This window comes from Pseudoalteromonas porphyrae (assembly GCF_001298125.1).
Taxonomy (GTDB): domain Bacteria; phylum Pseudomonadota; class Gammaproteobacteria; order Enterobacterales; family Alteromonadaceae; genus Pseudoalteromonas; species Pseudoalteromonas neustonica.
Genome location: NZ_LHPH01000005.1, coordinates 85,963 through 99,535, shown reverse-complemented (window position 1 = coordinate 99,535; position 13,573 = coordinate 85,963). Strand labels below are relative to the sequence as shown.

General features: G+C 40.2%; 14 protein-coding genes. 2 read left to right on the top strand and 12 right to left on the bottom strand.

Going from position 1 to position 13,573, the window contains the following annotated elements:
- Positions 1-35: 35 nt before the first annotated feature.
- Both prpB and ADS77_RS06110 read right to left on the bottom strand, forming a co-directional pair.
- Positions 36-908 carry a methylisocitrate lyase gene (prpB, locus tag ADS77_RS06115; RefSeq protein WP_054203572.1) on the bottom strand — a complete coding sequence of 291 codons (873 nt, stop codon included), beginning with the start codon at positions 906-908 and terminating at the stop codon, positions 36-38.
- A 76-nt stretch (positions 909-984) separates the two neighbouring features.
- Entirely contained in the window at positions 985-1,689 is a 705-nt protein-coding gene (locus ADS77_RS06110; RefSeq protein WP_054453418.1) for a GntR family transcriptional regulator, read from the bottom strand.
- A 265-nt stretch (positions 1,690-1,954) separates the two neighbouring features.
- Here ADS77_RS06110 and rsmF point away from each other — a divergent pair, with 265 nt between their 5' ends.
- Both rsmF and ADS77_RS06100 read left to right on the top strand, forming a co-directional pair.
- Positions 1,955-3,391, top strand: a complete 1,437-nt coding sequence (rsmF, locus tag ADS77_RS06105) for a 16S rRNA (cytosine(1407)-C(5))-methyltransferase RsmF (protein ID WP_054203570.1) — start codon at positions 1,955-1,957, stop codon at positions 3,389-3,391.
- Between the two features lie 350 nt (positions 3,392-3,741).
- Positions 3,742-4,566 carry a polysaccharide deacetylase family protein gene (locus ADS77_RS06100; RefSeq protein WP_054203569.1) on the top strand — a complete coding sequence of 275 codons (825 nt, stop codon included), beginning with the start codon at positions 3,742-3,744 and terminating at the stop codon, positions 4,564-4,566.
- Here ADS77_RS06100 and ADS77_RS06095 read toward each other — a convergent pair.
- The 10 genes from ADS77_RS06095 to fabG form a co-directional block, all read right to left on the bottom strand.
- Positions 4,563-6,416 (bottom strand): metallophosphatase, encoded by a 1,854-nt coding sequence (locus tag ADS77_RS06095; protein WP_054203568.1) that lies wholly within the window; start codon positions 6,414-6,416, stop codon positions 4,563-4,565. The two genes, ADS77_RS06100 and ADS77_RS06095, sit on opposite strands and share 4 nt — an antisense overlap.
- 6 nt (positions 6,417-6,422) lie before the next feature.
- Positions 6,423-7,202, bottom strand: a complete 780-nt coding sequence (locus tag ADS77_RS06090; RefSeq protein WP_054203567.1) for a TatD family hydrolase — start codon at positions 7,200-7,202, stop codon at positions 6,423-6,425.
- An 11-nt stretch (positions 7,203-7,213) separates the two neighbouring features.
- On the bottom strand, positions 7,214-7,540 hold the full coding sequence (locus ADS77_RS06085; RefSeq protein WP_054203566.1) for a PilZ domain-containing protein: 327 nt from the start codon (positions 7,538-7,540) through the stop codon (positions 7,214-7,216).
- An 8-nt stretch (positions 7,541-7,548) separates the two neighbouring features.
- Positions 7,549-8,445 (bottom strand): DNA polymerase III subunit delta', encoded by an 897-nt coding sequence (gene holB / locus ADS77_RS06080; protein ID WP_054203565.1) that lies wholly within the window; start codon positions 8,443-8,445, stop codon positions 7,549-7,551.
- Between the two features lies 1 nt (position 8,446).
- Positions 8,447-9,076: a dTMP kinase gene (gene tmk / locus ADS77_RS06075; RefSeq protein WP_054203564.1), complete on the bottom strand. Its 630-nt coding sequence runs from the start codon at positions 9,074-9,076 to the stop codon at positions 8,447-8,449.
- Positions 9,077-9,135: 59 nt separating this feature from the next.
- On the bottom strand, positions 9,136-10,131 hold the full coding sequence (gene mltG, locus ADS77_RS06070) for an endolytic transglycosylase MltG (protein ID WP_054203563.1): 996 nt from the start codon (positions 10,129-10,131) through the stop codon (positions 9,136-9,138).
- Positions 10,125-10,949 (bottom strand): aminodeoxychorismate lyase, encoded by an 825-nt coding sequence (pabC, locus tag ADS77_RS06065; RefSeq protein ID WP_054453519.1) that lies wholly within the window; start codon positions 10,947-10,949, stop codon positions 10,125-10,127. The genes mltG and pabC overlap by 7 nt, the downstream gene beginning before the upstream one ends.
- 63 nt (positions 10,950-11,012) lie before the next feature.
- Positions 11,013-12,251: a beta-ketoacyl-ACP synthase II gene (fabF, locus tag ADS77_RS06060; RefSeq protein WP_054203562.1), complete on the bottom strand. Its 1,239-nt coding sequence runs from the start codon at positions 12,249-12,251 to the stop codon at positions 11,013-11,015.
- 86 nt (positions 12,252-12,337) lie between these two features.
- Positions 12,338-12,574: an acyl carrier protein gene (gene acpP / locus ADS77_RS06055; protein ID WP_054203561.1), complete on the bottom strand. Its 237-nt coding sequence runs from the start codon at positions 12,572-12,574 to the stop codon at positions 12,338-12,340.
- A gap of 240 nt (positions 12,575-12,814) precedes the next feature.
- Positions 12,815-13,561 carry a 3-oxoacyl-ACP reductase FabG gene (fabG, locus tag ADS77_RS06050; RefSeq protein ID WP_054453416.1) on the bottom strand — a complete coding sequence of 249 codons (747 nt, stop codon included), beginning with the start codon at positions 13,559-13,561 and terminating at the stop codon, positions 12,815-12,817.
- Positions 13,562-13,573 lie beyond the last annotated feature (12 nt).

The following is a 13,573-nucleotide window of genomic DNA, read 5'->3' as shown; positions in this document are numbered from 1 at the left end:
TATTCTCCTAAATTTTGTTGTTCTTATAATTGGGATTATTTATTTGCTGAAAAAAGATTATCAAGGGTATTTTCATACGTGTGATAATCTAAAAAGTCATAAAGTTCAGCACGGGTTTGCATGTTTTCAATTTGGCTTTGTTGCGAGCCTTCATTTAAAATAGCAGAATACACATTAAGCGCCGCTTTATTCATCGCTCTAAATGCACTTAGTGGGTAAAGCACCATTTGAACGCCAACATCTGATAACTGCTCTTTAGTGTAAATAGGCGTTTGACCAAATTCAGTAATATTTGCCAAAACGGGTACGTTAATCGCTTTAGAAAATGCTTGATAATCAGCAAGGTCGTGGACTGCTTCAGCAAAAATTGCATCAGCACCCGCTTCAACACAGGCGGCTGCACGGTCAATTGCGGCATTTAAGCCTTCTTTTTGGAATGCATCGGTGCGCGCCATAATGTAAAAATCGCTGTCAGTTTTTGCATCAACGGCCGCTTTAATACGGTCAACCATTTCACCTTGAGAAACAATTTCTTTATTTGGGCGATGGCCGCAACGCTTTTGCGCAACTTGGTCTTCAATATGAAAACCTGCCGCACCTGCTTTGGTCATTTCTTTGACTGTGCGTGCAATATTAAATGCCCCGCCCCAACCGGTATCAGCATCAACAAGTAGCGGTAAATCGCTTGCACCAGTGATACGACGAATATCTTCAAGTACATTATCAAGGCTGGTCATACCTAAATCTGGCATACCATATGAGGCATTGGCAACACCTGCACCTGATAAGTAAATTGCTTGGTGGCCCATTTTTTCAGCCATCATTGCTGTGTACGCGTTAATAGTTCCTACCACTTGCAGTGGGTGGTTATTCGCTATCGCCTGTTTAAACTTTGATCCTGCTGACATTGCTGTCTCCTTTGAACGGTAGCTGCTCGAGGCAGACTCTATTTTTAAATTTTAACTATGACAATTTTGCTATTAGTTATTTATTGACTGCACTTTTTTGTGCAGCCAATAAATCAAATTTATTTTGAACATTTGCTTGCGATGCACTGATGTGGCGTTTCATTAATAGCTCAGCTAATTCACCATCGTGGCTTTCAATCGCATTAATGATTGCTAAGTGCTCATCAAACGCTTTTGATACTCGCGGGCCAACCATGCCCATTTGCACACGATACATACGAATTAGCTGATAAAGTCCATTACTCAGTAGATGAATAAGATGCTCGTTTTTACTACCTTTAATAATGCGATAATGAAAATCCAAATCACCTGCTTCTTGATAGTACGACTCGCCCTCTTTTACTCGCTGAGTTTGTAGATGTTGATTAAGTAATTGTTTTAAGCTTTGCACTTCATCTGCTGCCATATTGTCGGCAGCTAATCGACAAGCTAAGCCTTCAAGGGCACTGCGCACTTCGTATACTTCTATCAAACGCTCTGCAGTAAGGGCCACCACGCGACAACCCACATTGGCTTTGCGCTCAACTAAATAGCAACTTTCAAGGCGGTTTAATGCTTCGCGTAATGTCGCACGACTTACCCCATAGCGCTTTGCCAGTTCAGGCTCTGAGATTTTGCTGCCTTGCTCTATCGTACCTTCGACAATTTCACGACGCATATCCACAAACACTTGATCGGAAGCTGTGGTAATAGGTGTTTTGCTAAAAGCGTCTTGCGTCATTTAATACTTCTCTAAGATTGTCGACAATTAATGACTACACTATGGTCTTTTGCTGAAAATGTGTCAAGCCTAAATCACCAAAAAGAGTGTTTAAAATCGACTATTGTCGACATAAAAATAGATAACTATATTTAAAAGCTCAAAATGCAAATAAAAAACCAGTAAATGTCGACAGGAATAACAACCATAAAATTTTATTTAAGGCGACCCTCAGTGCCAGTAATAATGATAGAATGCACCTTTAAAATTCTCTGTGAGCTTAGTCTTGGACGCCAATACCTATATCCCCCAGCCTTTTATAGATGACGTAAACACCTATTTACCAGCGCACCTAACACTCGATGACTTTCTCAGTGCCTGTCGCAGACCCCTGCGCAAATCTGTACGCGTTAATACTCTAAAAATGTCAGTTGAGGATTTTAAGCTGGCAGCCAAAGAAAAAGGCTGGCAATTAACGGCGATCCCATGGTGTAGCGAAGGTTTTTGGTTAGTACGCCCTGAAAAAGAAGAGCAAGCATTAGCCCTAGGGAACACTGACTTACACCTAAGTGGTGCCATGTATGTTCAAGAAGCCAGCTCAATGCTGCCACCAATGGCACTCAAAGAGTCATTAATTGATGCAACACATGTGCTTGATATGGCATCAGCCCCAGGCTCTAAAACCTCACAACTTGCCGCACTAATGAATAACCAAGGTGTCTTGGTTGCTAATGAATTGTCGTCATCTCGCTTAAAAGTACTCAGCGCGACATTAAAACGCATGGGGGTGGGCAATTGTGCACTCTCACATTTTGATGGTGCTATTTTTGGTGATTACATGTATGAGTGCTTTGATAGTATTTTGCTTGATGCTCCCTGCTCAGGTGAAGGTACCGTTCGTAAAGATGCTGATGCACTAAAAAACTGGTCAATTGAATCAAATATTGATATTGCTAAAGTACAAAAAAACTTAATTAAAAGCGCCTTTTATGCGTTAAAACCCGGCGGCACTTTAGTGTACTCAACCTGTACTTTAACACCGCTAGAAAATCAGCAAGTGTGTGACTACTTGCTAAGCGAATTTCCAGAGCTGCTAGAAGTACACCCATTAGATGATTTATTTACCGGCGCAGAGCTCGCTACAACGTCTGAGGGTTACTTACACGTTTGGCCACAAACTTTCGACAGCGAAGGTTTTTTTATTGCCAAATTTAAAAAGCTGGGTAGCTGCGATAACCCTAATCAAAAAGTTAAAAAAGGCGCTTTCCCTTTTCAACCTTATGATAAAAAAGCAGCCTTGGCATTTAATAGCGAACTTAAAAAACAATTTGCTGTGCAACCTCTTTCTGGCAGCTTAATGCAACGCGATAAAGAATTGTGGTTATTTCCTGAGGAATTTGATGCCATTGAAAATAAAATAAAATACGCTCGCTTAGGTATACACCTTGGCATGATCCACAAAAATGGGGTTCGTCTTAATCATGAATTTGCCACTGTGTTTGGCGGACAATGTTCAAAAAACGTCTATGCGCTAACTAACGAACAAGCCAATGATTACTTTCAAGGTAAAGATATTCGTTTAACTGAACCAACGAGTACATTAGGAGAAGTAATACTAACGTTGTGCGGCTGCCCAATAGGATTAGGTAAATGGCAAAAAAATAAAATCAAAAATTCATTGCCACGAGATTTAGTGCAAAATACGCAATTAATTGTTTGGTAAGAAGAAATGTTAATAACAAAAACATAAAGTTTTATTTTTTACTTTATTTTAATACAAACCATTGTTTTAAAAGCAGTATAAAAATCACTCATTTTATTGTGTCTTTTTACATATGTTAACTACACTTAATATTACTTTCTACTTCTCCCTTAATGAATTTAGAAGGTGTTCCCAAGTTAGCGCAGGCTCGTCAAGAGCCACCCCTAAGCCCAGAACAATGCAGATTCGTTCTGGGCATTTTTTATCTAAAAGCAATAAAAGCGTAAAACTTTTTTAAACATGTAGTTTTCTATTGCCTTATGTGTGCTTTGTTGTTTTTATAGGTAAAAAGCTAACTCAAAGGAATTACTATGCCTAAGCCATTCACTTTCATCTCTATTGCTTATTTATTAACAAGCGCCTCCTGTTTTGCACAAGACTCAACAAAATACCTAGGTTTTACCTATCCAGACAAAGCACAAAATGCGGTGAGTATTACCTTCGATGATGCAAGAGAAAGTCAAGTCGATGTAGGCACTACCATACTCAATAAGCACAATGTAAAAGCGACTTTTTACGTATCCCCATTTAATGTTGAAAAGCGCCTTAAGAAATGGCAAAAAGCAGCTAAAGCTGGCCATGAAATCGCTAATCACACTAGCAGCCACGTTTGCACAGGTAATTTTGAGTGGCTTAGAAAACAAGGTTTATCACTTGAACAAACGACACTTGAGTGGTTAGAAAACGATATACTAAGTGCGCAACAATACCTCGCGAAGCATTTAGACGTTACCCCGCGAGCATTTGCCTACCCTTGCGGGAACACCTTTGTTGGTCGCGGCATAAAGACCAAAAGCTACGTACCTTTAATTGCCAAACATTTTGATAGTGGCCGAACCTGGTTAGACGAGTCTGCTAATAATCCTAACTTTACTGACTTTGCACAACTAACGGGTCTGCGAATTGATGGTATGAGCTTTGATGAAGTCATTACTATGACTGAGCAATTACGTAACAATAATGCGTGGTTAATTTTAGCAGGCCACGATATTGGCGAAAAAAGCCAGTATTCAACGGATGCGAAAGTTTTAGAGCAGCTTATTATCTACTTTAAAGACCCAAAAAATGGCTACTGGCTCGATACGGTAAGTAATGTTGGCGATTATGTAAAAAAACAGCGTAAATCAATCGACTAATCATTCGTTAAATCAAATTCTGTGGTGCGATTATCGGGATGAAGTAACTGATAACGCGCCAACTTCCCTTGCTTTAAATCAATTAAGCTAATAGCAGAGTCGCTCACAAGGTACTTTTGTCCATCACCTATTGTTTGGTGTTTATCAACTTCCATATGCCAACGTTTCGTAAAGAAATTTAATGGGCTTTTCGGTGAATATAAAATTGAATCGAGCTTATCGAGTATATTAATTAATTTTCGCGGAAATTCATTTTTAATGCCACTGGCGGTAAGTTGCCAGATCCGATTCGGATGTTTGCCAAAGCGTTTTTGCACTGAAAAGCAAAACGAATAATGTACATCGCCTGATAATATCAGCGTTTCTTTTGGAGTGTCGTCGCGGCGAAAGGTATCGAGTAATTTTTTAGCTGAGCCTTCATGGGCCATCCAGTTTTCAACATCAACTAATAATGGCTGCCCACACATATTAAATAATGCTTGAATTGCCTCTATTGATTTAACCCCAAACACCGGCGCAGGTGAAACGATAATCACTTGCTCATGCGTAAGTAAGCTTGCTTCAAGCTCCATGAGTCGTTCCCAATCAAGTAAGCCTGAGGGTTCATTAAAGTTTTGTTCATTACGCCAACGATGAGTACGAGTATCTAACACCACCACCTTTGGTACAGTATTAAGCTCATAATGCCAATGGTTAAATTCCAGTATGGTTTTATCAAATGCTTTAAAGTGCCACTGTTTTTGCTCAGTCAAACTTGCTTTAAATTCATCGAGTAAAACAGCTGTTTTCTTACCCGCATCATTACCAAAGCCCTGGATTAACCAGTAACTGATCAAACCATTATTAATAATACGCCGACTTACTGGGTGTTGATAAATCAACTGCTCCCACCCTGCTGTTAAATTCCAATCATCGGTCACGTCGTGATCATCAAACATCATTAAAGTGGATACGTTTGCAAATAACACCTGCACATCTTTTAAACCTTCACTAAAGCCGACTAAGGCCTGCTTTTCGCTTTCAAATATCTGTTGGCATTTATTGCTTGATGCTTGATAAGTAATGGTATCTATACTGATATGCGCCCATACAATCGAACTAAAATTAAGCAGGTATAGCGCTATAAACTCTTCAAACGCAATTAAGTGATTGGCTGCTTTTAAACTTGAAAAATGCGGCTCATCTTTTTTGAGCCAATACCCTACGCCTATTTTACTGCGTTGCTGCCAAGGCACTTTAGGCAAAAATAGGTGCCGCTGATAGAGTTGGTCGGTTAATTTTTCAGGCAGTGCTATATCAAGGGGTTGTTCTTTATAAATACCGAGTAAATCAATCAGCCTATATATCGCAATTAGCATGGCGCCGGCAACGTCATCTGCGTAAACCTGATCCCCTGAGAGTAATAAAATATCAGCCCCCGCTTTGCTATTACTGCGATTTTGCTGTTGAAAATCATTCGCTGCAACTAAGCTGTCTTTTGCTGGATGATGCGGATTACGACATGAACCATGTAATATCTGCTCGAGTGTATGTGGAATTACAAACTCAGGGGTTGCCTTACCTTGGTAGCAAAAAACACTTAAATCCACCTCCGCAGAGTCGTTAAATAAGCGATAGCTTATCAATTTATCAATGGGGAGTGTGGCAACCACAGGCTTTATTATTACAAAATGCAAATAAAGATGAGCACCTAAAGCAACGCTATGATGCTCGCTGAAGGTGTCTATTTTATCAAACTCTATACGATACTGTGATGCCACAGATGTGGCAAATTGTATGCAAACTTCAGCAGCATCTGCGCGGCGCACCATCGGCCCCATTAATAAAAGAGGAAGTGATGCATCACTCATGCTTAATTATCCTTTGTTCACTAAATTAAATAATGAATAAAAATTATTTGTAGTGGCAGTCGCTAACTCTTTGTAGCTAATACCTTTTAAATCGGCAATGTAATAAGCAACATCTTGCACATAAGCAGGCTGATTGGTTTTGCCACGATAAGGCACTGGCGCTAAATACGGCGAATCTGTTTCAATCAACAATCTATCTAACGGTATTTGTTTAACTACGTCTTTAAGTTCTACTGCATTTTTAAATGTCACAATGCCAGAGATAGAAATATAAAAACCTAAATCAATGGCTTTTTTTGCCATATCCCAATCTTCTGTAAAGCAGTGTAATACGCCACCACATTTTTCTGCATTGTGTGCGCGCATCAGGTTGATAGTGTCTTCTCGGGCATCACGAGTGTGAATAATCAGCGGTTTTTGCAGCTCATTCGCTACTTCAATATGACCGACAAAACTTGCTTGTTGTACAGCATGCGTATCTTTCGCGTAATAATAATCAAGGCCGGTTTCACCAATAGCCACTACTTTTTCATGGCTCGCTAAATCTATTAAACGTTGTTTATCTAACGCATCTTTTTGATCTAGCGGGTGTACACCGCATGACGCTGATACATCACTGTAACCTTGAATTTTTTCCAACATAGATGGAAATTGATCAAGCGTTACACTGACACACAAAAAGTGTTCTACCTGTTTAGCCCTTGCACTATCAAGCACTTGGTCTAAGTTTAAATCGAGTTTATCAAAATCGAGACGGTCTAAATGGCAATGAGAATCTACAATCACGTTACTGCTTACTACATGGTATAAGTTGGATTACCAGAGTTTAACATAGTCCCTAGTAGTTTTTCGATCTTCGCATTAAGATTGGTTTTATCATCGATAAAACTAATCCCTATTCCTGGTGGGTTAGAACTTTGCGCGCCTTGGGGTGTGATCCACGCAACTTTCCCCGTAATGACATCATCTTCTAATGCATCAGGTAAGGTCACTTTTAATGCCAGTGAATGGCCCATTTCATAACGCATATTAGTGCGTACAAATAGCCCGCCGGTTTTTAAATACGGCATATAGCAGCGGTATAATTCATCTAGATCATCTAAATCGACTAATAATTCTTGCACAATCAATCCTATTTATAGCTTTGGCGTAAACGATACGCTAATCGAGAAACAGCCAAAGGCAAATTCAATCCAAGTATCTGTGTGCTGTTTTGGACAAACTCCGCTAATGCGCTCTGCGCATTTTGATACGAGTCAAAATCCATTCCAGCAATGAGTTGTTGTTTTAATTGTTCACTTAAAAATAAACAAAATACCCGAACACGCTCTGTATCTTTACTAATGATATCAACCAACGCGGTGAAATTATGGCCTTGTTTAAGCTCAGTTGCAAACTTATAAAGTTTATCAATCATTTCCAGCTGTTCGTCTTGTTGCCAACGTTCAATGAGTAACGGCTGTTGAGTAAATAAAGAAAGCCATTCATAGGCAGGAATTTGTAACTGCGAAATCCACATTTTTGCTGCATTTACATCACTAACTTTTACTTGCGTTAGCGCACAGCGGCTTAAAATAGTCGCTGGCAGTTGTGTTGTCGCACTCGTGGTCAATAATAAAAACCGACGCGGACTTGGCTCTTCTAAGGTTTTTAACAGGGCATTTGCTGCTGCGGTGGTCATTTTATGACAGTCGTTAATAACAACCACTTTATTTGCATTTTGCGCCGCTGACTGATTCATAAAATCACTGACACTGCGAATATCATCTACACCAATACTTTGCCCATCAGCTTGCACTACATACTTGTCCGGGTGAGTCACAGCTTGATTGAGATGGCAGCTTTTGCAGTTTCCACAAGGCACTAAGTTATTAGCCGATGAACACAATAATGCATTCGCTAATTGTTCAACTAAGGCACGCTTACCCACACCTTGCTGGCCATTCAATAATTGTCCATGATGAAAGCGTCCTGCGTTAAAACTTGCTGCTAATTGTTGTTCAACATGACTAAGCCAAGGATAAATCATTTTAATGGTTACTTTTAATAAACTGATCTAGCACAGTGATAATATCTTGATGTACTCGTTCGATACTTTGCTGTGCATTTACGGTCTCAATGCTGTCGTCACACTTTGCTAATTCTAAATAGCGTGTGCGTGTACGTTCAAAAAAACTTAAGGCTTGTTGTTCTATACGATCAAGCTCACCACGCCCTTTAGCACGAGCAAGGCCAATAGCAGGGTCAATATCCAAATAAATGGTTAAATCAGGTTTTAAACCTTTTAATACAATACTAGCAAGGGAGTCCAAAGTGTTTGAAGCAATTTCACGCCCACCGCCCTGATACGCTTGCGATGATAAATCATGACGATCACCTAGTACCCATTGTCCTTTTGCCATCGCTGGACGTATAACATTGTGCAACAGTTGAGAACGAGCAGCATACATGATCAAAAGCTCCGTCTCGCTGGCAATCTCTTCGTCGTGATTGTCTTTTACGATACTACGCAGTGCTTCAGCAATGGGGGTACCACCGGGCTCTCTTACATTGATAAAATCAACGCCATGCTGCGCTAAAAACTGTTGGCAAATTGCTATAGCGGTTGATTTTCCGGCGCCTTCTAAGCCTTCAATCACAATAAATTTTGCTGCTGTCATGGTTTCTCTTTTTTGTTTGAAAAAGCATTAGTAGGCTTTCTCGTTTTATATTTTTTAATCTATTTGTTTAACTGCTTTTGATAACGCAAGTAATCTTGTACCGCTTTATTATGCTCTTTTAGCGTTTTTGAAAATTGGTGGCTGCCATCACCTTTTGCCACAAAATACACAAACTCAGATTTTGGTGGATTAACCGCAGCAAAAATTGCAGGTTTTGATGGCATTGCAATAGGCGTTGGCGGTAAACCATTTATTTTATAGGTATTATACGGCGTATAAGTCGTTAAATCTTTGCGTTTAATATCGCCATCAAAATCAGCGCCTATGCCATAAATCACAGTGGGGTCCGTTTGCAAGCGCATTTTTGTGTTTAATCGGTTAGTAAACACAGATGCGATTAATGGCCGTTCGCTAGCAAGACCTGTTTCTTTTTCAATAATGGACGCCATGATTAATACTTCGTAAGCAGACTTTAAAGGTAAGTTAGGAGCTTTATTTTGCCACGCTTCATCAAGCACACTTTGCATTATCTTATGCGCACGCTTAAGCACCGAGCTGGCAGTATCATTAGCATGATAATGATAGGTATCAGGAAACAGCCACCCTTCTAAATGTTTATCTGAGCCTAAAACTTGCTGAGATAGCTCATCAAGTATTAAGTCATTACGAAGGTACTCTGCATGACTAATTGCTGCTAACACTTCGCGCAATGATTGCCCTTCTATAATTGTAAAACTAAAGCTGGCCTGCTTACCTTGGTTAATACGGCGAATATTATCTAAAACGGTGCCTGTATCAAGTTGATATAAGCCCGCTTTTAAATCAGTTAATGTTGGGTCCAATTTAGCGAGTACTTGATAACGAAAGCAATCTTTCAACCACTGTTTGGCCTGCCATTGCTGACATAGTTGGTTAAAACCCGTGCCTTTTTTCACTTCAAATAGCGTGTTTTGAGGCGTTTTTAATGGACTATTAATTGTCGTTTGCAACTGTTGGTAGCCAATACCAGTGACAAATAATGCCAATAATACGACCGTGATAATCACTTTTAACACGCTGACTCCTTGAGTAATAAATCTTCCAGTAAGGCTACACTGGTGGATAATTCATATTTTATATTATTGATCGCTGTCACAGGCACAATACCCATTAGGCTATTACAAATAAAAACAGCTTCCATTTGCTGTAATTCCTCAAGTGTCATATCAATAAATTGCACGGGTAATTTATCACACAGAGATTGCAGATAAACCCCCCAAATACCGCAGTTTTTCAAATTAGGACTAAAGACGCAGCCTTTATTAATGGCAACTATGTTTGCTGCGGAGGTTTCTATCACAAAATTATTATAATCTAACACGATCACATCATCACATGTTTGATGCGCCATGGCCTGTTTTATCATCACCTGCTCTAAGCGATTTAAGGTTTTTAAACCTGCAAATAAAGGTTGCGATGCTAATTGCACCGTGCTGATAGCTAATTTAATGCCTTGTTGTGTAAGCAAAGAATAACTGGCAGGAAAAGGTAGCTGCGATAGTATAATAAGTGACTGTGGTAACTCAGGTAAACCATATCCTCGGCCACCACTGCCTCGCGTTACGACAATTTTTAGTACGCCCAGTGCTGTTGTGGCGATATAATCAGTAATCTCTGATTCCAGCTGCACAAAGTCTAATTCGCTAAAGCCTAATCGCATTGCGCATTCAATTAAACGCATTCGATGAAGTGGCCAATGGACCACTTGACCATCCTGCACTTTAGCGGTGGTAAAAAAGCCATCCCCATAATTAAAGCCGCGGTCTTGACTGCTTATCGTGGCTGATTGCTCTTTGGAGGCTTTTTTTATTATTTGAATTATTTTTTTAGGCATATTTTGCATATAAAAAAACCCAGTAACAACTGGGCTCTTCTTGGATATCGTTGTTAAAAAAGATTATACCTTTTTAAATAGCAACGAGCCATTAGTACCACCAAAACCAAATGAGTTACATAGCGCGTAATCAAGTTTCGCGTCACGAGCGGTGTGAGGAACATAGTCCAAATCACATCCTTCATCAGGGTTATCAAGGTTAATTGTTGGTGTTACTTTTTGATCTTGTAATGACAAAATTGTAATGATTGACTCAACAGACCCTGCTGCACCTAATAAATGGCCCATCATTGATTTAGATGAACTCACCATCACATCTTTTGCTGCGTTACCGAAGATTGATTTAACCGCTGAAGTCTCAGCTTTGTCGCCAGCATTAGTCGATGTGCCATGTGCGTTAATGTAACCCACTTGGTCAGCATTAATTTGCGCATCATTTAGCGCATTTTCCATCGCAAGAGCTGCACCTGCACCGTCTTCTGGTGGTGATGTCATATGGAATGCATCGCCGCTCATACCAAAACCAACTAACTCTGAGTAGATTTTAGCACCACGCGCTTTTGCATGTTCGTACTCTTCAAGTACGATCACACCTGCACCATCGGAAAGTACAAAACCATCACGATCTTTATCCCACGGGCGCGATGCCGCTTGCGGATCGTCGTTTCGGGTAGATAAAGCGCGTGCAGCATTAAAGCCACCCATACCAATTGGTGTTGACGCCTTCTCAGCGCCACCGGCTACCATGGCATCTGCATCGCCGTAGGCAATCATACGCGCCGCGTGACCGATGTTATGCAAACCCGTTGTACAGGCAGTAACAATTGAAATATTTGGACCACGTAGACCGTGCATAATCGATAAATGACCTGAGATCATATTGATGATGGTCGATGGTACGTAAAAAGGAGAAAGCTTACGTGGGCCACTGTTTAATAATTTTATGTGGTTCTCTTCAATCAGCGTTAAACCACCAATGCCTGAACCAACAGCAACACCAACGCGCGGTGCGTTCTGCTCTGTGATCACAAGGCCAGAATCTTGTATTGCTTGTACACCTGCCGCTATGCCGTACTGAATGAATAAATCCATTTTTTTAGCATCTTTCTTTGGCATGTAAGCCGATGCATCAAAATTATTCAGCAAACCTGCGAATTTGGTGCCAAAACTTGAAGTATCAAAATGCGTAATAGTTTGAATACCACTTTTGCCGTTTAACAAGTTTTGCCACGTTGACTCAACATCGTTACCTAGCGGTGTCAACATTCCTAAGCCAGTTACGACTACTCGACGTTTAGCCACGGTTTGCCTCCAATATGGGAATTATTATTTTTCTGGTGGGTGTAATATATTAAGGGTAGCGAATGCTACCCTTAATTTGCGATTGATTACTCAGCGTGAGCTGTAACGTAATCGATTGCAGATTGTACTGTAGTGATCTTTTCAGCTTCTTCGTCTGGGATCTCAGTGTCAAACTCTTCTTCAAGAGCCATTACTAATTCAACAGTATCAAGTGAATCTGCGCCTAAGTCATCAACGAAAGAAGCTTCGTGCTTTACTTCTTCTTCTTTAACACCTAGTTGCTCAATGATGATTTTCTTTACGCGTTCTTGGATGTCGCTCATTCTTCTTTCCTTTATTAAAAACGCCAATGCGTTATTTTCAGATTGCGGCGTAGTTTACGGCGCATAATTCTGTGATTCAAGGATTTGCTGATAATTATTTATCTGGTCAAACCTCTTGAAGGTTATTTGGCTCTTTTATCGCTTATTTTCACAACGAATTCAAGTATGTTTAAAGCAAGTTCACAAAAAATTCAACATTTTTCGACAAACTCACCAAAAACTAAATAGGAACAAAGTTCCTTATACCATGTACATGGCACCATTTACATGCAAAGTTTCGCCTGAAACATAAGCAGCTGCATCAGATGCTAAATAACAGACTGCGGCTGCAATCTCATCTGGTTGACCTAATCGTCCAGCTGGAACATTAGCAAGCGTAGCTGCTTTTTGTTCATCTGTAAGCTCGTCTGTCATATCAGTTTGAATAAAACCAGGTGCAACAACGTTAACTGTAATACCACGAGAGGCCACTTCACGCGCTAATGACTTAGAAAAACCAATTACACCCGCTTTTGCTGCGGCATAATTAGCTTGCCCTGCATTACCCATCGTACCTACTACCGAGCCGATGTTAATAATACGACCATTCTTTTTCTTCATCATCGGACGTAATACCGCTTTTGACAAACGAAAGATAGAGCTTAGATTAGTATCAATGATATCGTCCCACTCTGACTCTTTCATGCGCATAAGCAAATTATCGCGAGTAATACCGGCATTATTAACTAATACATCAATATCACCCAAATCCGCTTTTATCGCAGCAAGTGTCGCCTCAATCGATGCAGGATCAGTTACGTTTAATGCATAACCTTTACCGTTATCGCCTAAGTACTCGCTTATATTTGCAGCGCCCGACTCACTCGTTGCAGTACCCGCTACTTTAGCGCCTTGCGCAATTAAAGTCGTTGCTATTGCTTTACCGATACCACGACTTGCGCCAGTAACTAGGACAACTTTGCCCTCTAGTGAAAATAAATTTGCCATTGTTATCCTACT

Bases quoted from the DNA above. Each gene is read 5' to 3' on its own strand.
- prpB (WP_054203572.1), bottom strand. From the start codon at position 908: ATGTCAGCAGGATCAAAGTTTAAACAGGCGATAGCGAATAACCACCCA.
- ADS77_RS06110 (WP_054453418.1), bottom strand. From the start codon at position 1,689: ATGACGCAAGACGCTTTTAGCAAAACACCTATTACCACAGCTTCCGAT.
- ADS77_RS06100 (WP_054203569.1), top strand. From the start codon at position 3,742: ATGCCTAAGCCATTCACTTTCATCTCTATTGCTTATTTATTAACAAGC.
- ADS77_RS06095 (WP_054203568.1), bottom strand. From the start codon at position 6,416: ATGAGTGATGCATCACTTCCTCTTTTATTAATGGGGCCGATGGTGCGC.
- holB (WP_054203565.1), bottom strand. From the start codon at position 8,445: ATGATTTATCCTTGGCTTAGTCATGTTGAACAACAATTAGCAGCAAGT.
- tmk (WP_054203564.1), bottom strand. From the start codon at position 9,076: ATGACAGCAGCAAAATTTATTGTGATTGAAGGCTTAGAAGGCGCCGGA.
- pabC (WP_054453519.1), bottom strand. From the start codon at position 10,949: ATGCCTAAAAAAATAATTCAAATAATAAAAAAAGCCTCCAAAGAGCAA.
- acpP (WP_054203561.1), bottom strand. From the start codon at position 12,574: ATGAGCGACATCCAAGAACGCGTAAAGAAAATCATCATTGAGCAACTA.
- fabG (WP_054453416.1), bottom strand. From the start codon at position 13,561: ATGGCAAATTTATTTTCACTAGAGGGCAAAGTTGTCCTAGTTACTGGC.